Source organism: Bradyrhizobium sp. UNPA324, assembly GCF_006658635.1.
GTDB classification, from domain to species: Bacteria; Pseudomonadota; Alphaproteobacteria; order Rhizobiales; family Xanthobacteraceae; genus Bradyrhizobium; species Bradyrhizobium nanningense.
The window spans coordinates 2,205,644-2,232,462 of the sequence record NZ_LFJD01000004.1 but is presented as its reverse complement, the minus strand read 5'-3'; the positions used below and the strand labels follow the sequence as shown (position 1 = coordinate 2,232,462).

Here is a 26,819-nt window from a genome sequence, read left to right as displayed (position 1 = left end):
AGGACCGACGTTGCCGTTTTGCCATCTGACACCTCTCGCTGCCTAAGCTATAGGTGTCCACCGATTTAGGGGAGGTCCAAGAGCTCGCGCCTTCGCTACTGCTGCGCACTTGGCAACAATTGCGGCAGCAGGCCCCGCGTCACACTCGGCGGTACGGCGTCCAGCCCGAGCACGGCGCTCGCGGCCGGCAGGGCGGCATCCGCCATTGCGGCGTGCCCTTCCGCGCTCGGATGCACCGCGCCGCCATAGACGGCGGAGAGCACGCCCCAGGTCGCGTCGTGGATGTCGGTCGGCTGGCTCGCCGCCGGCAGCCCTTGCGGATAGGTCATCGCGGAAAAATAGCTGTCATTGGCGTCGCGGATCCAACGCCCGCGGGGCAGGTAGGCGCGATATTCCGAGGCGCCGCGGCCGCACAGCATCGGCTGGCTCGCTGCGCTCACGATATCAGGATTGAAGCTCTGGCCATTCTCGGCAAAGCAGGTGCGGTCGAATTCTGGATCATTGCCGGAATGCGCGCAGAAGCCGTGATCGGCGAACGCAGCCTGGTGCGCATCGACGAAGGTCATGCGGTCGGCTTCGGGATTGCTGCACAGTGCGCCGCGAGTGCAGGTGGCGAGCCCCTTCAGCTGCGGCAAGAACTCGGTGTCGACGAAGGTCGAGACGCGGGCAAGCCGCTGCGGGTCGGCATTGAAGGCCGGATGGATGTCGAACCCGGCGCGGCCGCCACGGCAGGGCACGCCGCCATCGGCGAGGGCGGGATTGGCGTAGGAGACATAGACGACGTGCGAGAGGTCGCCGCCGACCAGCGGCTTCAGTGCCTCGCGCAGCTTGACGAAGTTCTGCGGCAGCTCGCGGGCCAGCGCATCGCGGGAATCATCGACGCTCGCCATCACGCCGGAGCGGCGGAACAGCGCCCGCTCGGTCGCGGTGTCGACGATCACGTCGGCGACGAGGCCGGAGAAATAGACGTCGTTGGCGCCGACCGAGAGCAGCACGAGGTCGAGCGTGCGGTCGGGCTGGCGCTTCTTCGCCGCGGTAAGGGCCTCGCGCAACTCGGCGACCTGGGCGGTCACACTGGTGTTGCAGACGCCGGTCTTGCCGGGGGGGCATTCGCGGGCGCGCTGCGAGCCGAGCAGCCCGTCGCCGATGCTGGCGCCGGTGCAGGCGAGCGGCAGATAGGTCACCGCGATGTGAGTGTAGCGGATCGCAAGCGCGAGCGCGGTCCGCGTCTGGTAGCTGTAGAGCGAGCGGTGGCAGGGCGAGTTGAACCAGAGCGCGCCGTAGCGCTGCCAGTTCGCGAGCGTGTCGGGCGCCTCGCAAGCGCGGCCGCCCTTGAAGCCGTGGCGGCTCGGCCGGTAGTACTGCGCGCCGGCGGTACCGAGATAGGAGCGGAAGCAGAAACCTTCGTCGGACAGTGCCAGCGGCCGGTCCGGATTGCCCTCGCCCGAGGCGATGCTGTCCCCGAGGCCGGCAACGAAGATGTCGCGGACCTGGATCTCGGTCTGGACCCGCTGGGTCGGATCGGAGCCGGAGGAGACATCGACGGTCGCGACCGTCTGCTTGCCATAGCGGACGCGCAAGTTGATCGGCTCGGCGCAGTCGAAGGTCGATTGTTGCGGGCCGTCGCCGTCGTCGAACGACCAGGCGCAGGTGGCGCCGACAGGCACGGCGCCGACGAGACGTACGGTGATGGGATGATCAATCGGGGTGAGGTAATTTTCCTTGGTGTTGTCGCGGGTGCAGGGCTGGTTGACGCGGCCCTGAAGGTCGATGCAGAGGCGGTTGACCATATTGCGGGCCCAGCCGCGGCCTTCGCTCTGGAGCTCGAGCGATTGTTCTGCGGCCAGGATGCTGCGGTTACGCGCATTCTCGACATGCAGCAGGAAGTCGCGCTCCTCACGGAACAGCCGGAAGCGGTTACGCACCTCCCAACTGATCTGCAGGCCCGCGTCCTGCGCGGCGGCGCGCTCGGCCGGCAAAACGGTCAAAAGCCCGGCCAGCAGCAGGGCGCCGGCGGAGAGGGTACGAAGGAATACAGGGATCATGGCCCGCGTCTTCAACGGCAAAGTTGAGGCGGAAATAAGAGAGGATTGCTCTTCCGTCCGCAACCCTTTGGTCCGGGCTGCCTGTTTCAGCGCTTATTGGCCTGCCGCAGCAACCGCTCGCGCTCCATCGGCGTCACCTGCTTGGGCAAATTGGCCTGCGCGCACGCTTCCGCCAGCCGCCGCCGCTCCTGCCAGGGCTCGACCACGTTCATCCAGAGCTCGCGCGTGCCCATGATGGAGATGGCGAGGCCAAACGGGATCACGAAATAGAGGATGCGGAACACCAGAAGCGTCGCCAGAAGCTGCTCGCGGCCGAATTCGGGCAGCGCCAGCAGCATGGCGGCATCGAATACGCCGATCGAGCCGGGGGCATGACTGGCGAAGCCGAGCAGCGTCGCCAGGATGAACACCACGGCAAGCGACATGAAGTCGATCGGCGGATTGGCCGGCATCAAGAGGTACATCGCCGTGGCGCAGAAGCCGAGATCGACCACCCCGATCAGGATTTGAACCAGCGTCAGCGGCGCCGACGGTAGCACCACCTTCCAGCCCTTCTGGCCAAGCTCGCGTCGCTTTTCGCCCAGGCAGAGCCACACCAGATACGCGCCGATCGAGGCGAGGCCGCCGAGTGCGATCAGCCGGTTGATCGACGAGGGGAGCTGATCCATCGAGGAGGCGGCGTCCGGATGGATGGCCATGCCGATCGAGAGCACGAAGATGTTACCAAGCCAGAAGGTCAGGCCCGACAGGAAGCAGATCTTGGCGACGTCGATTGCGTTCAGCCCGTAGTCCGAATAGATCCGGAAGCGGATCGCGCCGCCGGTGAACACGGTGGCGCCGATGTTGTGGCCGATCGAATAGGACGTGAAGCTGGAGAGCGCCGCGATGCGATAGGGCACCTGCTTCTTGCCGATCGTTCGCAGTGCAAAAAAATCGTAGAAGGTCAGCGTACAGAACGCGAAGAGAACGCAGATCGCCGCCATCCCGATGCTCCCGCGGGGAATCTCGGTTAGCGCGGTCAGGATGACCCCGGTATCGATGCCCTTGAGGGTCCGCACCAGCGTGGTGATCGCGAAGGCGATGATGAAGACGCTCGCAGCAATGCCGAGGCGTCGCCAGCCGATCCATCTCTTGAAGCCGCGCTTCAACGCGGTCAGCAGTCCGTACATTCATCCTCCCGGCGGGGGGCAAGACCGACCGGGCCAGGCATTGGCCAGTCGGGTACCATCATGGCCAAAGGCAGGCATCGATCGCTAGGCATGATCCAGCTCATTTAAGGCAAAAACAGCGGCTTGTGCAGCCCTTGACAACAATAGGTTCTGCGTCGAACCGGCCACTTTTGGTTCACATCGGAGGCGCGTTAAGCATATGAGTCGTGAAACCGGCCCGGCTCGTGCGTTCATATGTGCCCATGATTTCGGATCCCGACGCCGTCCGCATTGTTCCAGCGCAAGTCGTACAGGTCTTTTTGGAACGTCGATGCCGTGCGCTCGTTGGGCCCCATCAGCAACCGAACATGGCGGAATAAGCGGCTTTTCGTGCAAGCCGCTGCCTTCGTGTTCCAGAAACCGAAAGAGGACGGAACGATGGGACTGTTCACAAAAGACATCAAGACCATGAACGACCTGTTCGTGCACCAGCTCCAGGACATCTATTACGCCGAGCAGCAGCTGACCAAGGCGCTTCCGAAGATGGCAAGCAGGGCCACTGATCCGCAGCTGAAACAGGGCTTTTTGACGCACCTTGAGGAAACCAAGCAGCACGTCACGCGGCTCGAGGAAGTGTTCAAGATGCATGGCGTTGCCGTGAAGGCGGTCGACTGCCCGGCGATCGACGGCATCATCGAGGAAGCCGACGAGACCGCCGGCGAGGTCGCCGACAAGGCGGTGCTCGATGCCGCGCTGATCAACGCGGCGCAGGCCGCCGAACATTACGAGATCGTCCGTTATGGCAGCCTGATCGCCTGGGCCAAGCAGCTCGGGCGCAACGACTGCGCCGCCGTGCTGGCCAAGACGCTCGAGGAGGAAAAGGCGACCGACAAGAAGCTGACGACCCTCGCCGAGAGCAAGGTGAACCTGCGCGCGGCGAGCTAAGCGCAAGCTGAACCGGCAGGGCGCCGCGCGGTCACTCCGCGCGGCGCTTGCATGCCTTGCGTCATCATTCGGTCGTTATCGAAACATGGCGTGGCGGTGAGAGCGTATGTTTTGCACGGGGCTGCTCGAGGTGGCAGCATGCGAGCGAGCACCATCAGATATGAAACTCTCGACGGCCGGGCCGGCACGTCGCGCACCTCGTCGTCTCTTGCAACCTCTCTCACGCTGGCCGCAATGAGCCTCGGCTATGGCGTGGTGCAGCTCGACGTCACCATCGTCAACACCGCACTCGATGCGATGGGCAGGACGCTCGGCGGCGGCGTCGCCGAGCTGCAATGGGTGGTCAGCGCCTACACCATCGCGTTTGCCGCCTTCATCCTGACGGCCGGCGCGCTCGGCGACCGCATCGGCGCCAAGCGTATCTTCATGGCGGGGTTCGCCATCTTCACCGCGGCCTCGCTCGCCTGCGCGCTGTCGCCTAATGCGACCGTGCTGATCGGCGCGCGGCTGGTCCAGGGGCTGGCGGCAGCGATCCTGGTGCCGAATTCGCTCGCGCTGCTCAATCATGCCTATGCGGACGACCGCGCGCGCGGCCGCGCCGTTGCGGTCTGGGCTGCCGGAGCGAGCCTTGCGCTCACGGCAGGCCCCTTCGTCGGCGGCGCGCTGATCACGCTGGTCGGCTGGCGCGCGATCTTTCTGGTCAATCTGCCGATCGGGCTCGCCGGCTTGTGGCTGAGCTGGCGCTACGCCCGCGAGACCACACGGGCGCGCTCGCGCGAGATCGATCTGCCCGGCCAGCTCGCCGCGATCGGCGCGCTGGGGGCGCTGGCCGGCGCCATTATCGAAGGCGGAGCGCTGGGCTGGAAACATCCGGCCGTGATCGCGGCCCTTGTCGGCGCCGCAATTCTCGCTGCGCTCTTTATTTTGCGCGAGAGGCGCGCGGCGCAGCCGATGCTGCCGTTGTCGCTGTTTGGCCACAGGCTGTTCGCGCTGACCTCGCTGGTCGGCCTGCTCGTCAACATCGCGATCTACGGCCTGATCTTCGTGCTCAGCCTGTACTTCCAGCGGATCAACGGGCTGTCGGCGTGGTGGACCGGGCTCGCCTTCGTGCCGATGATGGCGGCGGTGCTGCCGATCAACTTGCTGGCGCCACGCCTCGCCGAGCGCATCGGCGCGTGTCCGACCATCGTCGTCGGGGCCTGCGTGTCGGCACTCGGCTGTCTCGGTCTGCTGTGGATCGCGGCGGACACGAGCTACTGGATGATTTGCGCGCAGATGATCGCGATCAGCGGCGGACTTGGGCTGCTGGTTCCGCCGCTGACCTCGACCTTGCTGGGCAGCGTCGAAAAAGCGCGCTCCGGCATCGCGGCAGGCGTCCTGAACGCGACGCGGCAGACCGGGAGCGTCCTCGGCGTTGCGCTGTTCGGCTCGCTCGTGGCCGCGCAGGACGCCTTCATGGCGGGATTGCATCTGTCGCTCGTTATCTCCGCGCTGGTGTTGTTGCTGGCCGCAGCTGTCATCGGCTTCGGTGCGCGCGCCAGCACGACGTGAGCGGCAGCGACTTGCGCGTCAGCGCAAAGGTCAGCCGCGGCGCAGTGCGAAATGGGCGCCGCAAAACGCCATGACGGCGCCGAGGCACAGCGCAGCGAGCCCGGCCAGCACGCCCGAGACGGTCGGGATCGGGCTCGGCGCGGAAGCCACCTGACCCGCCCCCGCGAGCAGCAGCACGCCGACCGCGATCAGGAACTGGCGCATCCGCTGCGGAATCTGGCCGGACACGGCGCTCTGCATCAATGACGCGGTGAAATAGCCGCCGGAGAATCCGACCGTGGCAATCAGCCACCAGGCGATTGCCGCGCCTGCGGGGATGAACTCGGCCGAGTCGGAACGCCAGAGCCCGCCGAGGTCGAGCCCGTAGCGCGCGCCCAGCATGTGCACCGCAAGCGCCAGCAGCACGCCGCAGATCATTGCGGCGCCGAGAATCAAACGGCGCGGAAAAAAGGTCGTCTCAACCATGCCTCGCTTGTAGGATGGGCGAGGGCGATCGCGCAAGCCGATCGCCGCGGGGTTTTCGTGGACAGGATCGATTGCGGCAATGCAGGGTTTGGAAGCCGAGGCCGCGTCAGTCACCAGCTATGCCTACAAGGCGTCGCTGATCGGCTCGGCGCACCGCTTCGCGTTGACGGAGGACGGGCTGTCCTGGCACATCGGCGGCCGCTCGGGCCTGTGGCCTTATGACGAGATCAGCGCGATCCGGCTGTCGTTCCGCCCGGTGTCGATGCAGCAGCACCGCTTTCGCGCCGATGTCACGCACACTGGCGGCCGCCGCATCGCGATCCTGTCGACGAGCTGGCAGACTGCGGCGCTGATGGCGCCGCAGGACAACGGCTTTCGCGCGTTCATTGTCGAATTGCATGCACGGATGGCGAAAGCGGGCAGCCGCGCCGTGCTGACCTCGGGACTCGGCCGCACCGCCTATGCGACGGTGCTCGCATTCCTGGCGGTGCTGACGGTGGCGATGGCGGGCCTGTTGATGCGCGCGCTCGTGAGCGGCGAATTCGCCGGCGCGCTGTTCATTCTCGGCTTTGCCGCGCTGTTCGCCTGGCAGGTCGGCGGCTTCGTGCGGCGCAACCAGCCGCGCTCCTATACCCTGGCGCATCTGCCTGAAGCGTTGCTGCCGTAGCTCTGCAACCGGCCGCAATCAAAAGTGAGTTCGCGTCCCTGCGCCGGTGTCGCATCGTGCTTCCATGTCAACCAGGGGCATTGGCGATCGTCTGCCGACCGCGGACGAGATCGCCGAGATCAACCGTAGGCATCTGATCGAGACGCCACTCGTGCCGGCCGACCTTCTGTTTGTGTTCGGCACTCGAGAGGACGACATGTTGCGGGCCGATACCGCAGCAAGGCTGTGGCGCGAGGGCTATTTCCGGTGGGCGATTGTCAGCGGCGGGGTGACGCCGGGCTCGGAGCAATCCGAGTGCACGATCATCAAGGCGGCGATGATTGCGGCGGGCATTCCGGCGGAACTTGTCCTCGAGGAGCATCGCGCCATGAACACCGGGGAGAACGTGATCCTCTCGCTGCCGATCATCGATGCGGCGCTCGGCCTTGCCAACATCCGCAGCGTGATATGTCTCGGCAACACCTGGACCGCGCGGCGCTACCCGATGACGCTGCATCGGCACTGGCCGGAGGTCGAGAAAATGCTGCTCACCGTCGACAGCTTCGCGACGCCACGCGCGCTCTGGCACACCGATGCCGAATTTCGCCGCCGCATGCTGCACGAATGGGACAAGATCGAGCCGTACAAGGCGAAAGGCTTCATCGCTGAATGGCCGGAGGCCTGAGCAGCACGAGGCTTCGCAACGCTACTCCGTGGAATCAAAATCCTCTTCCTTGGTGCCGAGCAGTGACACGATCGTGCGCAAGCCGGAATCGAGCTGCTCGAACGAGGGCGGGGCGAGTGCGAGGCGCACCGCGTTCGGTGCATGGCCGTGGGCGATCGCGAAGGTGGAGGACGGCGTCAGTGCGATACCGCGCCGGGCCGCAGCCGCGACGAAAGTCTGCGAGCGCCAATGCGGCGGCAGCGTCAGCCACAGATGATAGGAGCGCGGGTCGGCGGCGAGCTGGTAGCCGGCGAGCAACCTTGCCGCGGTCTGCTGACGGCGCGCGGCATCGATGCGTTTCAGGCGCGTGAGCTCGGCGACGGTGCCGTCGGCCATCAGCCTTTGCCCGGCCGCAAGCGCATGGCCGGAGGCGATCCAGCCGCCGGTGCGGACCGCGCTCATCACGCTCTCGCGCAATTGCGGCGGCGCCACGAGGATGCCGAGCGCGAGGCCGGGCGCGACCTTCTTGGACAGGCTGTCGAGCACGATACAGCGGTCCGGCCCGAGCGCGGCCAGAGGCGTGTCGTCGGCGAGGAAGCCGTACACGGTATCCTCGATGATGGTGAGGTTGAGCTTTTCGGCGACGCGCATGATGTCGGCGCGTCGCGTCGCGTTCATGGTGACGCCGAGCGGGTTCTGGATGATGGGCTGCAGATACAGCGCCGACAGATGCGCCTCGCGATGCGCTTTCTGGATCGCATCGGGCCGCGCGCCGAATTCGTCCATCGGAATCGGGACCAGCGTGATGCCGAGCCGTGCCGCGATGCTCTTGACGTAAGGATAGGTCAGCGCCTCGACGCCGCAGCGGCCGCCGGTGGGAACGAGCGCCGCGAGCGCGGCCGCGAGCGATTGCTTGCCGTTGGCGGTGAAGACGATCTGTTCGGCCTGTGGTGCGAAATCCTTGCGCGCGAGATAGGCGGCGGCCGCGTTGCGCGCGCTCTTGGTGCCGGTGCTGGTCGAGACGCGCAGCGCCGATTCGAGCGCATCGACGCGCTCGAGCCCCGCGAGGCTCTTGGCGATCATCGCCCATTGCTGCGGCAGCAGCGGGTAATTGACCTCGAAATCGATCCGCGCGTCGCGCGGCTCGTTCAGTGCCTCGACCTCGCGCCTGATGTCGCCGGAGATGAACGTGCCGCGGCCGACCTCGCCGACCACGAGCCCGCGGCGAAGCAATTCCGTATAAACCCGGCTCGCGGTCGAGACCGCAATGCCACGGTCATAGGCAAAATTGCGCTGCGGCGGCAGCCGGTCGCCGGGTCTTAACGTGCCGTTAGAGATGTCTGCGGCAATGGCATCGGCAAGCTTTACGTACTCGAACTTGGACATTATTGCACCGAGAGCAATGTTTTACTTGCTCCGAGCAGTGTACTGAAGCATTTAAGTTCCATCAAGGTCCGCGATTGAGCCGAGGAGAGCGAGAGCAATCCGATGGCAAATGAGGTGCAGACGCTCCCAAGCGTCCGCGCCAACGGCATCTGCTTTGCCGCGCGGAACGATAGGCCGGAGAAGAAAAATGACCTCGATCTCGCAAACTGCCGGGCAGAGTTTACGCCCATCCTCCTCGAGCGGGTTTTTTGCAACGCTCGCCCACGCCGCTTATGCGCTGTTCGACCGCCTGGAGCGCCGCTCCGCCGTCAAGACGCTGAACGAGCTCGACGACCGCGCCCTGCGCGACATCGGGATCACGCGCAGCCAGATCGAGGACGCGGTCTACGGACAGGTCAGGACCGAGCTGACGCGGTATCTGTGAGGCAGGCGTGTCCCGGACGCGCTGCAACGCCCTCAGCGTTGCGGCGCAGAGCCGGGACCCAGCAAGCCGCGCACGCGCTGATGGATGGGCCCCGGCTCTGCAGCGCACCGCCGAAGAGACGCTGCGCTGCGTCCGGGGCAAGAGACCTGATTCTTCGCACATGGCTGCCTCAACATCGTCATTGCGAAGAGCTCGCGACAAAATTGCGCAGCAATTTTGCGCTGATGCGACGAAGCAATCCAGACTGCCGCCGCGGAAAGATTCTGGATTGCTTCGCTGCGCTCGCAAAGACGGAGCCTGCGGTGAACGCCTCGCGCTTTCAATTTGCATCTTCGTTGCAGACACACCCTCGCAACCTCGCGGCGCATTTCGCCCGAGCTTTGCCTCGATGCTTCACCCTCTGAAATGAAGAGGGCGCAGGGAAGGCCCGGCGCCGGCTGGCACCCACGGTCCACTGTGCGAAACCTGCGTGACAAGAAACTGCACAGCGGCATACAGGTGTAGCCAGGACATCCCGGCCTTCCCTGCGCAGTGGTTTTACGGCTTATGTCGTGATCTCCCCGGGGAGCGATGCACTATTGCCCCCGTCGCCTCATCGGATAGCTGATGCGCGTGCCCGGTCGGGCCGCCACATCACCGCAAGACTTGGCGCGCAGACCCCGGGCGCCAGGACGGCACGATTTCGCCGTACGCTGATCACACCGGTCGTGTGCGCGAGGCGTCTTGCTCACGGTTGCCCGCCCTGCAAAACCCTTCGCGCCGATGCAATCAGCGTCCACCGCCGCCTGGCCCGCATTCGTGACGATCGCGAGACGCCCCTCTTCCTTGGGCCGGGTTGCGCAACACATACGCGCTTTCCGAAATTCGGTAAAGTGGAATATTTTCGGCGGCGCGGATTGACCGAGGGCTCGCGTGTTTTGCCCGTCGGGCAGCGCAAGCCATAGCTGCGTAGGGTTGGGTTAGCGAAGGCGTAACCCACCATCGTTCGTGTCCGCGGGGACAGACTTGGTGGATTACGTCCGCCACCGCGCTTCGCGCAACAGCGGCCTAATCCACCCTGCAAGACCACGATTAGGCCAACGCGAGTTCATCCCAAGCGCAGCCATAAGCTCGATCGTCCTCGGACCTATCGGGCCTGCGGCGAGACCTTGTCGGAGCCCCGCGTTGGCGCCGATGTCGGACGTCGAGGCGCTGCACATGTGCAACGATGCTGCTGCCGATCAGGGCGATGCGCGCCGCGGCCTGCTTGACGACGAACAGGATCGTCGTGACGCGGCTCAACACGCCGAGCAGGAACAGCACCGAGAAGATGTCGATATAGGCGAGGAAATCGCCGATCAGCATCAACTCCGGTGGAATCGGGATCCTGTGATAGTAGGCCAGAACGATGATAACGACGGGGATGAAGGCGATGGCCTTCCGCACCGTCAGTCGATCCAGCAGCGCTGCCAATTGGACGACCAGCACTTCCCACAGCGCATCGCCGATCGCGAGGGGGACCTCGTAGGTCCATCTCCGCCACCATTGCTTCATGACATTGCCCCGATGCTCAGTGCCTGACCACCAGCACCGAACATTTGGCGTAGCGCACGACGTGGCCGGCATTGGAGCCGAGGAAATAGGTGCGCATCGCCGGCCGGTGCGAGGTCATCACGATCAAATCGGCCTTCATCTGCGCGGCTTCCTCCAGGATCTCGTGGTAGATGCCGCCCTGACGCACCACGCTGGAGATGCGGCTCGGCTCGATGCCGGATTCGCGCGCGACGATGGCGAGCGCCTCTTCCGAGGTCTGGCGCTGCTGCTCGTCGAAATCGGCCGGCACGTATTCGGCCAGCATCACCGGCGTCATCGGCAACACGTTGAGCAGGCGCACCGTGCCGCTCCAGGTCTGCGACAGCGTTGCCGCGGTCGCAATCGCCGGCTTGGCCAGATCGGTGTCGGCGAGGTCGATGGGCACGAGGATGGACTTGAACATCTGCGCCTCCAATTCTTCAGCCCCCTTGATCGCACCGGATCAACCGGTCGAGACGGCGGGCCGCGCCTCTCATCCCGATCGAAGCAGCTTGGGGCTGGTGAACAGCACCAGTTTGCCGCGGCGGTAGGCCACGTCACCCCAATCCTTGACGTCAAAGTCGAAGATCGCAAGTCCCGAAGTGGGTAGATTGTCGGCGAGAGCCCTGGCGCCGGCCGGATCGCCGCTGCCCATCAGCATGAGCGCGGCCTCGTGCATGCCGGGATTATGGGCGACCAGCAGCAATCGCTTCGGGTCGGCCGGGGCCGTTGCAGTGCGAATGGAGTCCAGGATCTGCGCGGGATCGGCGCCATAGAGTTCCGGCAGGATCTCGACCTGCGGCGCCGGGACGCGGTCCTTCATCGCCTCCCAGGCGATGTCCCAGGTCTGCCGGGCCCGGACGGCGTGTGACACCAGCACGGTATCGGGGAAGGGCGGATGGGCAGCGATCCAGTCGCCGATCCGCGCAGCATCCCTTTGGCCGCGGTCGTCGAGCCGGCGGTCCTGGTCACGGCCGCTCGGCGCGTCAGTCTCTGTCTTGGCGTGACGCAGCAACATCAAGCGGCGCATGGCATTCCCGAATCGTTCCACGTCCAGAATAATCTACAGGCGCCGGTTGAGGACAAGGTGACAGGCGCCCGATCGGTCCTTTAATAAGAAAACGGCATGAGCGAGACTTACACAAGCGTATCCCAGGAAGAAGCCGGGTTTCGCGACCGCACGCGGCTGTCGTTCGAGCTGGACGCCGACATCTGCGTCATCGGGGCGGGGCTCGCCGGGCTCACCATCGCGCTGGAGGCGGCCCGGTTAGGGGCCAGTGTCGCGGTGCTCGAGGGCCGCCACATCGGCTGGAACGCGTCCGGCAACCAGCTCGGCACGGTGATGCCGGGCTTTGCGCTGCCGCTCACCGATCTGATCGAGCGCATCGGATTCGAAGACGCGCGTGAATTGTGGAGGCTGTCGAAGGAGGGCGCCGAGTTTGTCCGGGCCAACGCCACGGAAGAGAACATGCCGGGGATAGCCAGAAGCGAGGGCGTGCTGGAGGTCTCGAACGTCGATGCCGGCGACCGGCTGATCAGCCGGTTGCAGATGCTGAACGAGGATTTCGACACCGAGGTCGAGGGTTGGCAGGTCGATCGCGTCCGCAAGGTGCTCAAGACCGATCGCTACTTCCACGGTGTGTATTATCCCAAAGCGTTTCAGGTCGACGGCCGCAAATATGTACACGGCCTCGCGGCGCTGGCGCGTCGGGCAGGCGCCCGCATCTTCGAGGACACGCCGGTCGTCAGCATCGATCATTCCGGCATCCGCAAACGTATCGTCACGCCCTCGGCGCGGCTGCGCGCCACCCACATCGTGCTGGCGGGCAACATCCATCTCGGCGCGCCCTTGAGGCGCCTGTCGGAGACGCTGCTGCCGGTCTGGCGCTATGCCGGAATCACCGCGCCGCTCGGCGAGCGCGTGAATGAGATCATCGCCTTCAAGGGATCGGTGATGGACTCCGACGGCGTCGATCATTTCCGCATCGTCGACGGCGACCGGCTGATGTGGGAAAGCCCGGAGACCACTTGGGCTGCCAGTCCGCAGCGCTTTGCGGGCGCCGTGAGGCGGCGGATCCGCACGATCTTTCCAGCGCTCGGCAATGTCGAGGTCACGGACATGTTTGGCGGCGCCACCGGCCAGACCGTGCACGGCATGCCGCAGATCGGCCAGCTGCGCAAAGGGCTGTGGGTGGCGAGCGGGTTTGGCCGCCAGGGCATGAACACCTCGGCCATGGCCGGGCAGATGATTGCGCGCAGCATCCTGTGGGGCGATGAGCGCTGGCGGCTGTTCTCGCCGTTCGAGCTGGTCTGGGCAGGCGGCGCCACAGGACGGGTCGCAGGCCAATTGGTCGGGATCTGGGGCAGGGCGAGTTCCGCCGCCGCAGGCTCGCTCGCCCGCTATCGCGAGCGTGCCAGGGTCAAGGACAGGGAACGCGAGGCGCGTCTTGCCGAGGCCAACCGGGCCGCCGGCACCGGTCCGCGCCGCCCGCCGTCGGGCGTCCGGCCGAGGCCGGCCCCGCCGTCGAAGCCTGCGGAAGTCGCGGAACCGGCCGCCCACGACGGCGGCGTCTCGCAATAAGTCGAGAAAAACTCCGCCCGGAAGTGTAACGTCGGCCGTTAGAACCCGTATCTCAGGGCGTGGACGCTCCCGCACGGAGAATGAGATGTTTGATCGCCGCATCCTGCTAACGACTGTCGCCGGCCTGTTCGGCCTTTCGGCCTTCCGCTGGCTGAGAGGGACACCCGCCGAGGCGGGCGAGAAGGCCGCGCAGAAATTCGAGATCGAGAAGACCGACGCCGAGTGGCGCGCCCAGCTGACGCCGCAGCAATACGAGATCCTGCGCAAGGAGGGGACCGAACGGCCGGGCTCCAGCCCGCTGCTGAAGGAACACCGCAAGGGCATCTTTGCCTGCGCCGGCTGCGACCTGCCGTTGTTTGCCTCCGAGACCAAGTTCGAGAGCGGCACGGGCTGGCCGAGTTTCTACCAGCCGATCGAGGGCAATGTCGGAAAGACCGAGGACCGCACCTTTGGAATGCTCCGCACCGAGGTGCATTGCCGGCGCTGCGGCGGCCATCTCGGCCACGTCTTCGACGACGGTCCGAAGCCGACCGGACTGCGCTATTGCATCGATGGTTTCGCCTTGGTGTTCCACCCTGCGGCGGCGTCGGCGACGTAAGGTTGATCCCGGCAATTGTTGCCGGCCCGGCAATTGTGCCCCGGTCAGCCGACCGGGGCTTCTCTATCTAAGTCATTGATTTTCTGAAGTTACCCGCATTGGCATAGCCCTTGCGACAGTCTCTCCCGACTGCGGCCATGGTCGACCGGCCGCCGAGATCGGATTTGGAGACAAAGTTATGGGTATCTTCGATGCAATGAACACCTCGGTGGGTGGCCTGCAGGCGCAGTCCTACGCGCTGCAGAACATTTCCGGGAACATCGCGAACTCATCCACCACCGGTTACAAGGGCATCGGCACCAGCTTCGTCGATCTCATTCCCGACTCCTCGGTGCCGAGCAAGCAGGTCGCGGGCGGCGTGACGGCCAATGCGAAGGCCACCATCACCACGCAGGGCACGATCTCGGGCTCCACCGTCGCCACCAACATGGCGATCACCGGCGACGGCTTCTTCTCCATTCAGAAGGCGACCGGCGTCGTCGACAACGTGCCGGTGTTCAGCGGTGTCACCTATTACACCCGCCGCGGCGACTTCCAGCTCAATGCCAACGGCAACCTGGTCAACGGCGCCGGCTATTACCTGATGGGTACCACGGTCGATCCCAAGACCGGCAACCCGACCGGCAACGTGGCGACGGTGCTGAAATTCCAAAACAACTTCATCCCGGCCCAGGCGACCACCTCGATCCAGTACGCCGCGAACCTGCCCAGCGTGCCGAATACGGCGGCGAGCTCGACCGCGGCGAGCGGCACGCTGCTGGCGGCCGGCGGCCTGAACCCGTCCGACTTCGCCGCCAATCCCATGATCGTCGGCACGCCGCCGCCGCCCTACACCAATGCGACGATCTCCGGCGCCGCGGCCACCGGCAATCTGCGCTCGGCCTATACGGCGACGACCGCGACCGGCACGGTGACATTGCTGGACAGCGCTTCGTCGGCAGCGACTGGCAGCACGTCTCTCGATTCCGGCGTGTCCCCGCATCTCAACAATAGCCTGCTCACCAACCTCGCCGCCAAGTCGTTGACGGTCAACGGCCGGACCATCAACTTCGACAACACCGTCTCGAACACTTCGACGGCCGCAGGCCCCCCAGTCGTCACCACAATCGGTCTGAAGTCGCCGACCACCTCAACGATGCAGGACGTCCTCAACGAGATCGCGGCCGGAGCCGGCGTCCCCGCCGCCAACGTGACGATCAACTCCAGCGGTAACATCCAGATCACAAGCAGCACCACGGCCGACGTGACGATCGGCGGCACTGCGGCAAGCTTGCTCGGCATCAGCAGCATCACGCGCGGCGGTAACGTGCTGTCCACTCCCGCGATTACGGGGGCTACACAGCTCGGCGGCAGCGCGACGCCCGGCGGCCCGGAAGTTCTTTCGACGCCGTTCGTGGCTGGCAACACCATCCAGGTCAACGGCACAGGCCCCGCCAATACCATCACCTTCGTGAATTCCGGTGCTGTCGCTCCGAACCAGATCAACATCACCGACGACATCTCGACCTTGCTGCAGAGGATCGACACGCTCAGCGGTGCGAGCGGTTCGTCGATCAGCAACGGCGTGATCACCCTGAATACCGGTATCGCCAATCCGACCCTGACGGTGACGAGCAACAACAGCAGCGCCTTCGCCGCGCTCGGCTTTACGTCATCCATTTCCAAGAACCGCGGCGGCGGCGGCACGGCCGGCACCGGCGGCGTGATCGGCAACGACATCGCCACCTTCACCAAGGAATCGATCAGCGGCGGCGCGGTGACCGCCTACAACGCCGCGGGCACGCCGGTGAACCTGCAGCTGCGTTGGGCCAAGACTGACAGCGCCTCGCTGGGCACGGGCCATTCCGATACCTGGAACCTGTTCTACCAGACCGATCCGAACGCGACCGGCACGACGGTCGGCTGGGTCAATACCGGGCAGGCCTTCACCTTCGCCGCCGACGGCTCGCTGACCTCCCCGAGCACCTCGGGCATCACCATCAACAATGTCAGCGTCAGCGGTCAGTCGCTCGGCTCGCTCGCTTTCAACATCTCTCAGGGCGGCCTGACGCAATATGCCAGCACCAGTGGCGCGGTGACCATCAACACCATCACCCAGAACGGCTACGCCGCAGGTCAGCTCCGCTCCGTCGCCGTCAACAACAACGGCCTCGTGGTCGGTACCTTCTCCAACGGCCAGAACCTCGACCTCGCGCAGGTCTCGTTGTCGCACTTCAACGGCACCAACTACCTGAAGGCGCTCGACGGCGGCGCCTATGCCGCGACCGAGCAGTCTGGACCTGCGATCGACGGCGCTTCGGGCACCATCAGCGGGTCGTCGCTGGAAGGCTCGAACACCGACATCGCCGACGAATTCACCAAGCTGATCGTGACCCAGCAGGCCTATTCGGCCAACACCAAGGTGATCACGACCGCGAATTCGATGGTGCAGGACCTCCTGAACGTGTTGCGCTGATCGGCGCGTAACGTAACCAAAGGCGGCAAGTAACATGGGTTTGAGTTCAGCCCTCGCCAGTGCGATGAGCGGCCTGCGTGCCAACCAGGCCGCGCTCTCGATCGTCTCCTCGAACGTCGCGAATGCGCAGACGCCGGGTTACGTCGTCCAGACGCCAAACCAGATCGAGGTCACCACCGGCGACTTCGGCTCGACGGCGATGACGACCGGCGTCAGCCGGGAGCTCGACACCTATGTGCAGAACCAGCTGCGCACCGAAACCGGCGGCAGCGGTTACGCCGACCAGATGGCCAGCATCCTGAAGCAGCTTCAGAATGTCTATGGCACGCCGGGCAACAGCGGCACGCTCGAAACCTCGCTGAACAACTTCACCACGGCGCTGCAGGCGCTGTCGACCAGCTCGGGTGCCTCGTCAGCGCAAACGGTTGCCCTCGGCGCGGCGCAGGCGCTGGCCACGCAGCTCAACGTCACCACCAAGGGCATCCAGTCGCTGCGCTCCAACGTCGAGCAGGATCTCGGCACCTCGGCGGCCGCCGCCAACGCGGCGATGCAGAAGGTCGCCGACATCAACACCAAGCTGCAGGGCCTCTCGGCCAACGACCCCTCGGCCGCGACGCTGATGGACCAGCGCGATCAGGCCATCAACACGCTGTCGAAATATGTCGACGTCCGGGTCACCACCGACGGTTCGAACCAGGCCAACATCTACACCACGACCGGCATCCAGCTGGTCGGCGCCGGGCTCGCTTCGCAATTCACCTTCGCTTCCGCCGGCGCACTCTCGGCGACGTCGCTGTACAACACTGACCCGGCCAAGTCCGGCGTCGGCGCGCTCAACATCGTGCTGCCGAACGGCTCGAAGGTCGACGTCGTCGCCAACAATGTGATCTCGTCGGGCCAGATCGCGGCCGACCTGAAGCTGCGTGACCAGACGCTGGTGCAGGCGCAGAACCAGATCGACCAGCTCGCCGCGACGATGTCGAGCGCGCTGTCGGACAAGACCACGGCCGGCAGCACGGTCTCCGGTCCGCCGGCGGGCTTCAACATCGACCTCGCCGGAGCGCTGCCGGGCAACACCGCCACCTTCACCTACACCGATACGGCGACCAACACGCAGCGCCAGGTCACGCTCGTCAACGTGACCGACCCGGCGGCGCTGCCGCTGCAGAATGCGACCAACGCCAACCCGATGCAGATCGGCGTGGACTTCTCGGCCGGCATGGGCACGATCGCCTCCGTGCTCAACACCGCGCTCTCGGGCTCGCACCTGTCCTTCTCTGCAGCCCCGTCGCCGGCGACCGCCACAACGCTGCGGATCACCGACGACAATAGCGGCCTTGGCAAGGTCAATTCGGCCTCGACGAGCAAGACGATGTCGTCGCTGACCTCGGGCAATCCGCAACTGCCGCTGTTCACCGACGGCGGGCAGGCGCTCTACACCGGCGCGATCTTGGCCTCGGGCTCGCAGCTGACCGGCTTTGCCGGACGCATCAAGGTGAACACGCAGCTGGCCGCCGACCCGACCAGGATGTCGGTGTACAACACTTCGCCGGTGACGCCCGCGGGTGACACCACGCGCTCGGACTATCTCTACTCGCAGCTCACCAGCGCGGTGTTCTCCTATTCACCGCAGAGCGGCCTCGGCTCGGCCAACCAGCCCTTCACCGGCAGCGTTTCGAACTATCTGCAGCAGTTCCTGAGCGTGCAGGCCAACGCTTCGACCCAGGCGACCCAGCTCCAGCAGGGCCAGAGCGTCGTGGTCTCGACGCTGCAGGCCAAGTTCGACTCGACCTCCAAGGTCAATCTGGACTCGGAGATGTCGAACCTGATCCAGCTGCAGAATGCCTACGCCGCCAACGCCCACGTGATGTCGGTGGTGCAGAGCATGATGAACACGTTGATCCAGGCTCAAGCGTAACAAGTAACAGGGCTCTGAAACATGTCGATCAGCAGTATCAACTACTCCTCGTCGGTTCTCGGCTCGCAGATCCGCAACATCAATCAGCAGCTCACTGACCTGTCGACGCAGCTCTCGACCGGCAAGCTGTCGCAGAACTATTCCGGGATGGGCACCAACGAGGGCTTCGCGATCGCCGGGCGCGCGCAGCTCTCCAACATCGCCGCCTATACCGACACGATCACCAACGTCAATGTCAGCATCAACCTCGCCAATACCGCGTTGCAGTCGCTGACCAAGATCCGCAGCACGGTGCAGACGGGCTCCGCCAACACCGCGCAGGATCTCAACGTCAACGGCCAGACCATCGCGCAGAACACCGCCGCGGCCCAGTTCGGCTCGATGGTCGGCGTCCTCAACACGCAGACGGGCAACCGCTATCTGTTCTCCGGAACCGCCGTCAACACGCAGTCGGTTGCGGATTCCGGCGACATCATCAACGGCACCACGACGCAGGCGGGCTTCAAGACCGTGATGGCGGAGCGCCAGGCTGCCGACTTGGGGGCCAACGGCATGGGTCGCCTGGTGCAGACGCAGCCGACGCCGAGCTCGATTCAAGTGTCGGAAGATGTCGCGGGCTCGCCGTTCGGCCTCAAGATCAAGGCGGTCTCCTCGACGCTGACGGGCGCGACCGTGACCGGCCCGAGCGGCTCGCCGGTGTCGTTCTCGGTCGATCTCAACGGCATCAACCCGAACAATGGCGACAAGCTCAGCATCCAGTTCACGCTGCCGGACGGCACGACCGAGCAGATCGAGCTGACCGCATCCTCGGCGACGCCGACGCCGCTCGGCAGCTTCGCGATCGATGCGAGCACCCCGGTCAACCCCAACAACACGGCCGCGAATCTCAATACCGCGCTGAACACCGCGATCACGAAGCTCGCCAACACTTCGCTGGTCGCGGCATCCGCCGTCACCGCCGGCGATAATTTCTTCAACACCGATAGCTCGGCGATCGGCGCCGCCAAGAACAACCAGGCGACGCCGGCGGCACCGATCAGCGGCACCACTGCGCTGTCGGGCACGGCGCCCTCGGACTCGATCTCGCCCGGCTTCTCCGCCGGCGACACCCTCACCGTCAACGGCACCACGCTGAGCTTCGTCGCCTCGGGCGCGACCGGCAACCAGCTCAACGTCACCGACAGCATCCAGACCCTGCTCGGCAAGATCGACCGGATCACGGGGACCTCGAAGCCGTCGACGATCCATGGCGGCTCGATCACGATCAACACCGACGATGCGGCGAGCCTGAGCATTTCGGGCTCGACCCCGGGCGCCATCGCCGCGCTCGGCGCCCTCGGCTTCAGCTCCTCGCCCATCACCGCCACGCAGCCGCCGCTGCGCGTCGGCTCCTCGCCCGCGAGTTCGGCGACGACGCTGGTCAACGGTTCGGCCACCACCGTGAAATGGTACTTGGGCAATGACGGGCCCGGCTCGGCGCGCTCGACCGCAATGGCGCGGGTCGACGATTCCGTCACGGTGCAGTATGGCGCCCAGGCGAACGAGGACGCGATCCGCCGGCAATTGCAGGCGATCGCGGTGTTCGGGACGTTCTCGACCTCGCCGACCGGACAGTATTCGGGTGGGCAGGTCTCCGCGCTGAGCCTGCGGGTGACGCAGGCGCTGACCCAGCAGCCCGGTCAGCAGCGCATCGAGGACATCCAGACCGACATCGCGATGGCCCAGAACACGATGAAGGACGCCTCCACGCGCCAGACCCAGGCCAAGGCGCAGCTCCAGACCATCATCGACCAGGCGGAATCGGCTTCGCCCGACCAGGTGGCGAGCGAAATCCTCTCGCTGCAGAACGCGCTCCAGGCGTCCTACCAGGTGACCTCGAACCTCGCGCAGCTCTCGCTCGTCAAGTTCCTGTAAGGGCGCGTTAAGGCGCCGTTAACCATGGCTCTTTACCTCTTGGTGAGGATTGGAGCGGGGCGGAGCTGCGATGTCGGACAAGATGCAACTGGTGGTGGCAACGCCATGCTTCGGCGGGCAGGTGTCGAGCATCTATGCGAGCTCGATCTTCGCGCTGCAGCGCGCCGTGCACGGCATGTCCAATCTCGAGCTCAAGGTGCTGCTGCGGGACGGCGACGCGCTGATCACCCGCGCCCGCGCCAATCTGGTCGCGATGTTCCTGGACGATCCCAAGGCAACGCATTTCCTGTTCATCGATGCCGATATCGGCTTCAAGCCCGAGCAGGTATTCCGGCTGATCGAATGCGGCGCGGACGTCGTCGCCGGCTGCTATCCGATCAAGCGGGTCAATTGGGACAAGGCCGCGCGGGCGATCCAGTCGGGCCGTGCCGACGTGGCGGCGGCTTCGCTGGACTATGTGCTCGAGATCGAGGATCCCGACCGTATCGTCGTGGTCAACGGCTTCACCCGCGTACGCTACGCCGGCACCGGCTTCCTGATGATCCGGCGCCGCGTGCTGGAGGCGATGTGCCGCCATCCGGATTATGCAAGCCTGCAGTTCTTCCGCGAGCATTCGCACGACACGCTGGCCGCGAGCCAGAACCGCTTTGCGCTGTTCGAATGCATGATCGATCCGGCGACCGGCACTTATCTTTCCGAGGACTTCGCCTTCTGCAAGCGCTGGACCGATATCGGCGGCGAGATCTGGGCCGACATCCAGAGCTCGCTCGATCACGTCGGACCGTCGGTATTCCGCGGCGACATCGCCTCGCAATTCGCACCGGCCCCCACGGGGGCGGCGGCCGATGCCGCGTGAGCCTTCCGGGATGAGCACCGGCGCATCCCGTCTGCCAGAACCGGAACGCGCACCCGACTATGGTTCGCGCTACCGCCTGCGCGATCTCTTCACGCCACTCGACACGCTGCTGGTCTCCGGCGGAGATCCGCGGCTGGCGCTCGACGCCAGGGAGCGGGTCAACGTGTATGGCTGCGCGGCCTCGCCGCAGCCTGAGATCTGGAATTTCGCGTCCTCGACCGCGTCGACGATCTCGCAAGCTGCCTATGACCGCGCCGCGCTGGCGCGCGAAGAGCTGGTGCACAAATGCCTGTTCGACGAAGTCGAGGTCGCCTTCGACGCGCGTTGCGAGGACATGCGGAACGAGCTGCGCGGCCACCTCCAGCTTCCACCGCGCGTTGAAATCGTCTTCTCGCCCTCAGGCACGGACTCCCAGCTCCACGCCCTGTTCCTGGCGCGCGCGGTGCTCGGGGCGCCGCCGGTGACGATCGTGGTCGGCGCCGACCAGACCGGAAGCGGGACGATCCATACCGCCCGCGGGCACCATTTCAGCGCCATGACGGCGAACGGCCTTGCGGTTCGCAAGGACGGCGCGGTTGCGGGGCTCGCGGGTGCCAGTCTCGCGTTGCCGCTGCTCGAGACCGGTCCCGCGATTGCAATGCGCGGGGATGCCGATGCCGCGGTGTTGCATGCGGTCGAGGCCACGATCGCGCAAGGCGCGCCGGTGCTGCTCCAGATCATGGATGCATCGAAGCTCGGCTGGCGCGCACCGAGCGCGGCTTGCCTCGACGAGATCGCGCGGCGCTGGCCGCGCAAGGTCCAAATCGTCGTCGACGCCTGTCAGGCCAGGCTCGGCCGCCGCCGGCTGCGCTCCTATCTCGACCGCGGCTATATGGTGCTGATGTCAGGCTCGAAATTCTTCGGTGGGCCTGCCTTCAGCGGTGCGCTGCTGGTGCCGAAGGGCCTGTCGCGACCGCTCGACCGGATCGAGGGGATTGCTCCTGGCATCTTCGACTATGCCGGTCGCTGTGATTGGCCGATGGCCTGGACGATGCTGCGTTCGCGCTTCGAGCGCCGTCCGAATTTCGGTCAATGGCTGCGCTGGGAGGCGGCGCTCGCCGAGATCGGCAGCTACTACGCCGTGCCCGGCGCATTCCGCGCCAAGGTGCTCGCCGAGCTCGCCGCCGGCATCGACAGCATGATCGCGTTGTCGCCGTCGCTTCGCCCCGTTGCAGCCGCGACCAGGACGGCCGATCTGGATGACGAGGAATTTGCGCAAACTACGATCTTTCCGTTCATGCTTCTGCGCGGCGGCAAACCGGTCTCGATCGCCGAGACCAACGCCGTTCATCAGGCACTGGCGCGTGACATGAGCCAGGAGATCAGCGGCAGCGCGGCCGACCGGCAGGTCGCCGCGCAGCGCTGCCTGATCGGCCAACCGGTCCGTCTGGAGCGGCAGGACGCGGCACCGCAGGCCGTGCTGCGCCTTTGCGTCGGCGCCCGACTCGTCACCGAGGCCTGGTCGCCGGACGCGGCAGAGGCGCAACGCAATGTGCAGCACGTTCTCGATCGCATCGCCCATGTGCTGGTAAAGATCGAGCTGCTGCTTGACCGTGGCGCAGTCGCGGCCGCGCCGGTAAACTCCGCGTTCGAGGTGTGAGATGCATCATCCGGTTTCCGCGCCAATCGGCATGATCGCGGCGAACTATGCCGATCGCATCGGCTTTGCGCAGCTGACGCGCCAGGCCTTCGAAGGTGTCGACCTGCATCCGTTGCGCGACCAGTTGGTGGCGCGGATTGCGGCGGGGACGGCGCTGGCGGGCGAGGGACTGGATCTGTCGTTGATCACCCAGCTTCTCGGCGACAAGGTTCAGGGGCTTGCGATCCAGTCGGAGGTGCTCACCTTCCATCAATTGTTTCGCACGCCGAGTGCCGCTCCGAAACCCGGCTTGCGCGTGCTTGCGCTTGCCGCCGACATCGACATGGGCGGCAACACGCCGATCGATTTTCTGCTCGAAGGCTCCGACATCGAGCTGCTGACGCTCTACGTGGTCAAGGGCATCGGCCTGCCGGAGAATTTGCCCGAGCACGACGTTGCCATCGTGGTCGCCTCCGATTCCGAGGAATGCCGCGAGGCGCTCGCCTTGATCGAGAAGGCCGCGCCGCATTGGCCGCGGCCGCTGCTCAATCGTCCCGATCGCATCGGCAACCTCGATCGCGACAAGCTGCATCGGCTGCTGGCCGGCGTGCCGGGTCTCGACATTCCCGCAACCATCCACGCGACGCGCGCGCAATTGTCGGATCTTTCGCGCCGGCAGATCGCCTGCCAGGACATCGCGGGTGAACTGCGCTTTCCGATGATCGCGCGGCCGCGCGGCTCGCATGCCGGCGTCGGGCTCGCGAAGCTCGACGATGCGGCGGCGCTCGCATCTTATCTTGCCGAGCGTAACGAGCAGGATTTCTTCGTCGCGCGTTTCGTCGATTATGTGAATCCCGACGGGCTCTATCGCAAATATCGGCTCGCGATGGTCGACGGCAAACCTTACGCCTGCCATATGGCGATCGCCGACCGCTGGGACATCTGGTATCTCAACGCCTACATGGCCTTCAGCGAGGAGAAGCGTGCGGAAGAGGCGCTCTTCATGCGCGACTTCAACCACGCCTTCGCGGCGCGCCACAGAAGTGCGCTCGACGAGATGAGCAGGCGCGTCGGCCTCGACTATTTCATCGTCGATTGCGCCGAGAACCAGGACAACGAACTCCTGGTCTTCGAAGCCGACAATACCGCCGTCGTGCACAACATGGATTCGCCGGCCGTGTTTCCTTACAAGCCGCCGCAGATGCGCAAGATCTTTGCGGCGTTCGCGGCGATGCTGTCGCGGCATGCAAGAGCGGGCGAGGAGAGCGCAACATGAACGAGATCATCCGTAACGCGCAAAGCTCCGTCGCCCACACCTCGCTCGACCCGCAGGACTGGAGCGCATTTCGCGCGCTCGCCCATCGCATGCTGGACGAGACGATCGACGGCATCGCCAACGTCCGGACGCGCCCTGTCTGGCAGCCGATTCCTGATGGCGTCCGCGCGGCATTCAAGGCCGACGTGCCGCGCGAGGCGAGCGACCTCGCCGAGGTCTACCGCGAATTCGCCGAGCACGTCGCGCCCTATGCGACCGGCAACGTCCATCCCGGCTTCATGGGCTGGGTGCATGGCGGCGGCACCGCGGTCGGCATGCTCGCGGAAATGCTCGCGGCCGGCCTCAACGCCAATCTCGGCGGACGGGACCACATGCCGATCGAGGTCGAGCGCCAGATCGTCGACTGGATGCGTCGCCTGTTCGCCTTTCCGGAGAGCGCGAGCGGCATCTTCGTCACGGGCACGTCGATGGCCAATCTGATGGCGGTGCTGGTGGCGCGTAACGCTGCGCTCGGCACGCTGGCGCGGCAATACGGCATCGGCAATGACGGTGCGCTGCTCACGGCCTATACGTCGCAGGCCGCGCATGGCTGCGTCTCCAGGGCGATGGACATTGCCGGGCTCGGCACCGATGCGCTGCGCAAGATCGGCGTCGATGCCGACCATCGCATCGATGTCGAGGCGCTGCGCGCGCAGATCGCCGTCGATCGCGAGGTCGGCTTCAAGCCGTTCCTGGTCGTCGCGTCCGCTGGTACGGTCGACATTGGCGCGATTGACGACCTCAAGGCGGTCGCACAGCTGTGCCGCGAGGAGGGAATCTGGTTTCACGTCGACGGCGCCTTCGGCGCTCTTGCGATCTTCTCGCCCGAGCTCGCGCCGCTGCTCGGTGGCATCGAGCTTGCCGATTCCATCGCGCTCGACTTCCACAAATGGGGACAGGTGCCCTACGATGCCGGCTTCCTGCTGGTGCGTGACGGCGAGCAGCATCGGCAGGCCTTTGCGCAGCCCGCGGCGTATTTGCGTCGCGAGGCGAGGGGACTTGCGGCGGGGGCGGTCTGGCCCTGCGACCTCGGCCCCGATCTGTCGCGCGGCTTCCGGGCGCTGAAGACCTGGTTTACGTTGAAGACGTTCGGCACTGCGCGGCTGGGTGCGGCGATCGCGCGAAGCTGTGCGCTCGCGAAGTATCTGGAAGCGCGCATTCTCGCCGAACCGCGGCTGGAATTGCTGGCGCCGGTCAACCTCAACATCGTCTGCTTCCGTTATCGCGCCGATGATGCGGTCAATCGCGAGATCGTCGCCGATATCCAGGAGTCCGGAATAGCGGCGCCGTCGGGCACGACACTGGACGGCAAATTTGCGATCCGTGCCGCGATCGTCAATCACCGCACTGACGCGGCGGACGTCGATGCGCTGGTTGCGGCCGTGCTGGAGTTTGGCGGACGGCGGTGCGGCGACGGCGTGATCGAGGTCGAAGCGCCGCCGCTCGCGGCCCAATAGCAACCTGTGCATGCGCGAAACGACAACGGCCCCGGAGATGATCCGGGGCCGTTGTCGTTTGCGCGGCTGGGTCGTTCGCGTGGCTTCGGCACGCGAACGCCTGTGGTCAGGCGGCGGAGCTCACGTCGTCCTTGGCCGCTTCCGCCTTGGGATGGGTGGCCTCGAACTGGCTCCGCAGCTTCTCTTCATAGGCGATCAGCTTGCGGGCATCCTTCAGCGCCCGGTAGAGGTCGCCGTTCAGGATGTTGTTGTTGATGGCCTCGATGATCGGCCAGGCGCTCGGCACCGCGGTGACGATGTCGCGGACCAGGTTGAAATAGGTGCCGTGCTGGGTCTGCGGATCCGGCGAGATGTACATGAGCTGTACCGCCAGATAGACGAGCTTGGCGGGCGTGTCTGCGGTCTCCGGCGTGAGGATGTCGCGCTCGCGCAGGATCGGGACGTTGTCGCCGTCGATCAGGAGGCGGGCACGCTGGTCCGTGTTGGTAATCACGCAGTTACCGACGATGATGCGTTCGTGCGGTCTGAGCTCGACCTTGAGGGCCATGCCTGTTCTCCATCAACGCTTTCGTAACCGAGCGTTCGTTGCGGCCTATCAAGACGTGATTCTCGCTCGCAACTAGTTAACGAGCTGTAAATTCAGGCCATTGCCGCGAAAAAGCTCAATGCTTTCAAAGGCGGATTTGCGTGGCGGCGCAACGATGCGCGCCCCCTTCCCGGGCCGAATCACACGCGGCCGAGCAAAAGCGCGGGTTTCATTTCATGTTTCGTTAGAGGTCTCGGCGCCACGGTCCGCCGTCGCTGGGTCAATCGCGATCCAAGCAGACGTGTAACAGTAGCGTCGTTTACCAGAAAGGTAACAGAGTCATGTCCGGTATCGTCCTCTCCGCATCGGTTCGTCAGAACCTGCTGTCTCTCCAGTCCACCGCTGATCTTCTCGCCACCACGCAGAACCGTCTGTCGACCGGCAAGAGCGTCAATTCGGCCCTGGACAATCCCACCAACTTCTTCACGGCACAGTCGCTCGACAACCGCGCCAGCGACATCAACAACCTGCTCGACGGCATCGCCAACGGCGTGCAGGTGCTGCAGGCCGCCAACACCGGCATCACCTCGCTGCAGAAGCTGATCGACTCCGCGAAGTCGATCGCCAACCAGGCGCTGCAGACCACGGTCGGCTACTCCACCAAGTCCAACGTCTCCGCCACCATCGCCGGCGCGACGGCGGCTGACCTGCGCGGCACGACTTCGTTTGCCAGTGCGACCGCGAGCAGCAACGTCG

General features: G+C 65.4%; 23 protein-coding genes. 15 read left to right on the top strand and 8 right to left on the bottom strand.

From position 1 onward, the window contains the following. Positions 1-95 precede the first annotated feature (95 nt). Together UNPA324_RS10865 and UNPA324_RS10860 are read right to left on the bottom strand one after the other, a co-directional pair. Positions 96-2,045, bottom strand: coding sequence for an SGNH/GDSL hydrolase family protein (locus tag UNPA324_RS10865; protein WP_141934673.1), 1,950 nt, complete (start codon positions 2,043-2,045; stop codon positions 96-98). 86 nt (positions 2,046-2,131) lie between these two features. Further along, on the bottom strand, positions 2,132-3,214 hold the full coding sequence (locus tag UNPA324_RS10860) for a lysylphosphatidylglycerol synthase transmembrane domain-containing protein (RefSeq protein WP_128918190.1): 1,083 nt from the start codon (positions 3,212-3,214) through the stop codon (positions 2,132-2,134). A 417-nt stretch (positions 3,215-3,631) separates the two neighbouring features. Here UNPA324_RS10860 and UNPA324_RS10855 point away from each other — a divergent pair, with 417 nt between their 5' ends. After that, positions 3,632-4,138, top strand: coding sequence for a YciE/YciF ferroxidase family protein (locus UNPA324_RS10855; RefSeq protein ID WP_141934672.1), 507 nt, complete (start codon positions 3,632-3,634; stop codon positions 4,136-4,138). A gap of 138 nt (positions 4,139-4,276) precedes the next feature. Next, a complete protein-coding gene (locus UNPA324_RS10850) occupies positions 4,277-5,689 on the top strand; it encodes an MFS transporter (protein WP_141934671.1) in 1,413 nt (470 codons plus the stop codon). Positions 5,690-5,719: 30 nt separating this feature from the next. On the opposite strand, the gene UNPA324_RS10845 is transcribed toward UNPA324_RS10850, so the two are convergent. Continuing rightward, complete coding sequence (locus UNPA324_RS10845) at positions 5,720-6,154, bottom strand: hypothetical protein (RefSeq protein WP_141934670.1); 435 nt, start codon at positions 6,152-6,154, stop codon at positions 5,720-5,722. A 79-nt stretch (positions 6,155-6,233) separates the two neighbouring features. On the opposite strand from UNPA324_RS10845, the gene UNPA324_RS10840 reads away from it, so the two are divergent. Together UNPA324_RS10840 and UNPA324_RS10835 are read left to right on the top strand one after the other, a co-directional pair. Next, on the top strand, positions 6,234-6,821 hold the full coding sequence (locus UNPA324_RS10840) for a hypothetical protein (RefSeq protein WP_141934669.1): 588 nt from the start codon (positions 6,234-6,236) through the stop codon (positions 6,819-6,821). Positions 6,822-6,885: 64 nt separating this feature from the next. Beyond that, complete coding sequence (locus UNPA324_RS10835; RefSeq protein ID WP_141934668.1) at positions 6,886-7,485, top strand: YdcF family protein; 600 nt, start codon at positions 6,886-6,888, stop codon at positions 7,483-7,485. Between the two features lie 21 nt (positions 7,486-7,506). Here the strand turns inward: UNPA324_RS10835 and UNPA324_RS10830 are convergent, their stop codons facing one another. Then, complete coding sequence (locus UNPA324_RS10830; RefSeq protein WP_141934667.1) at positions 7,507-8,850, bottom strand: aminotransferase-like domain-containing protein; 1,344 nt, start codon at positions 8,848-8,850, stop codon at positions 7,507-7,509. Positions 8,851-9,037: 187 nt separating this feature from the next. Here UNPA324_RS10830 and UNPA324_RS10825 point away from each other — a divergent pair, with 187 nt between their 5' ends. Further along, on the top strand, positions 9,038-9,274 hold the full coding sequence (locus UNPA324_RS10825; RefSeq protein ID WP_181769358.1) for a DUF1127 domain-containing protein: 237 nt from the start codon (positions 9,038-9,040) through the stop codon (positions 9,272-9,274). A 1,071-nt stretch (positions 9,275-10,345) separates the two neighbouring features. Here UNPA324_RS10825 and UNPA324_RS10815 read toward each other — a convergent pair. The 3 genes from UNPA324_RS10815 to UNPA324_RS10805 form a co-directional block, all read right to left on the bottom strand. Further along, entirely contained in the window at positions 10,346-10,807 is a 462-nt protein-coding gene (locus UNPA324_RS10815) for a hypothetical protein (RefSeq protein WP_141934665.1), read from the bottom strand. 16 nt (positions 10,808-10,823) lie between these two features. After that, the gene (locus tag UNPA324_RS10810; RefSeq protein ID WP_035707892.1) at positions 10,824-11,249 is read right to left on the bottom strand and encodes a universal stress protein; all 426 of its coding nucleotides are present in this window, start codon (positions 11,247-11,249) and stop codon (positions 10,824-10,826) included. 69 nt (positions 11,250-11,318) lie between these two features. After that, entirely contained in the window at positions 11,319-11,855 is a 537-nt protein-coding gene (locus tag UNPA324_RS10805; protein ID WP_181769357.1) for a SixA phosphatase family protein, read from the bottom strand. Positions 11,856-11,951: 96 nt separating this feature from the next. Here UNPA324_RS10805 and UNPA324_RS10800 point away from each other — a divergent pair, with 96 nt between their 5' ends. From UNPA324_RS10800 to UNPA324_RS10760, 9 genes are all read left to right on the top strand, one after another. Further along, positions 11,952-13,406, top strand: a complete 1,455-nt coding sequence (locus UNPA324_RS10800) for an NAD(P)/FAD-dependent oxidoreductase (RefSeq protein WP_141934663.1) — start codon at positions 11,952-11,954, stop codon at positions 13,404-13,406. A gap of 85 nt (positions 13,407-13,491) precedes the next feature. Further along, positions 13,492-14,004: a peptide-methionine (R)-S-oxide reductase MsrB gene (msrB, locus tag UNPA324_RS10795; protein ID WP_141934662.1), complete on the top strand. Its 513-nt coding sequence runs from the start codon at positions 13,492-13,494 to the stop codon at positions 14,002-14,004. A gap of 178 nt (positions 14,005-14,182) precedes the next feature. After that, positions 14,183-16,459 (top strand): flagellar hook-basal body complex protein, encoded by a 2,277-nt coding sequence (locus UNPA324_RS10790; RefSeq protein ID WP_141934661.1) that lies wholly within the window; start codon positions 14,183-14,185, stop codon positions 16,457-16,459. 34 nt (positions 16,460-16,493) lie between these two features. Next, complete coding sequence (gene flgK / locus UNPA324_RS10785) at positions 16,494-18,377, top strand: flagellar hook-associated protein FlgK (protein ID WP_141934660.1); 1,884 nt, start codon at positions 16,494-16,496, stop codon at positions 18,375-18,377. Between the two features lie 21 nt (positions 18,378-18,398). Next, positions 18,399-20,291, top strand: a complete 1,893-nt coding sequence (locus tag UNPA324_RS10780; protein ID WP_141934659.1) for a flagellar protein — start codon at positions 18,399-18,401, stop codon at positions 20,289-20,291. A gap of 70 nt (positions 20,292-20,361) precedes the next feature. After that, positions 20,362-21,147: a hypothetical protein gene (locus UNPA324_RS10775; protein WP_141934658.1), complete on the top strand. Its 786-nt coding sequence runs from the start codon at positions 20,362-20,364 to the stop codon at positions 21,145-21,147. Beyond that, entirely contained in the window at positions 21,137-22,786 is a 1,650-nt protein-coding gene (locus tag UNPA324_RS10770; protein WP_181769356.1) for a hypothetical protein, read from the top strand. Before UNPA324_RS10775 ends, UNPA324_RS10770 begins: the two co-directional genes overlap by 11 nt. 1 nt (position 22,787) lies before the next feature. Continuing rightward, positions 22,788-24,041, top strand: coding sequence for an ATP-grasp domain-containing protein (locus UNPA324_RS10765; protein ID WP_141934656.1), 1,254 nt, complete (start codon positions 22,788-22,790; stop codon positions 24,039-24,041). Beyond that, on the top strand, positions 24,038-25,537 hold the full coding sequence (locus UNPA324_RS10760; RefSeq protein ID WP_141934655.1) for a pyridoxal phosphate-dependent decarboxylase family protein: 1,500 nt from the start codon (positions 24,038-24,040) through the stop codon (positions 25,535-25,537). The genes UNPA324_RS10765 and UNPA324_RS10760 overlap by 4 nt, the downstream gene beginning before the upstream one ends. Positions 25,538-25,643: 106 nt before the next feature. Here UNPA324_RS10760 and flbT read toward each other — a convergent pair whose 3' ends face one another. Next, the gene (gene flbT / locus UNPA324_RS10755) at positions 25,644-26,084 is read right to left on the bottom strand and encodes a flagellar biosynthesis repressor FlbT (protein ID WP_126262042.1); all 441 of its coding nucleotides are present in this window, start codon (positions 26,082-26,084) and stop codon (positions 25,644-25,646) included. Positions 26,085-26,404: 320 nt separating this feature from the next. On the opposite strand from flbT, the gene UNPA324_RS10750 reads away from it, so the two are divergent. Further along, positions 26,405-26,819: flagellin N-terminal helical domain-containing protein (locus tag UNPA324_RS10750; protein ID WP_502705451.1), on the top strand; the 415-nt coding region annotated here is incomplete at its 3' end.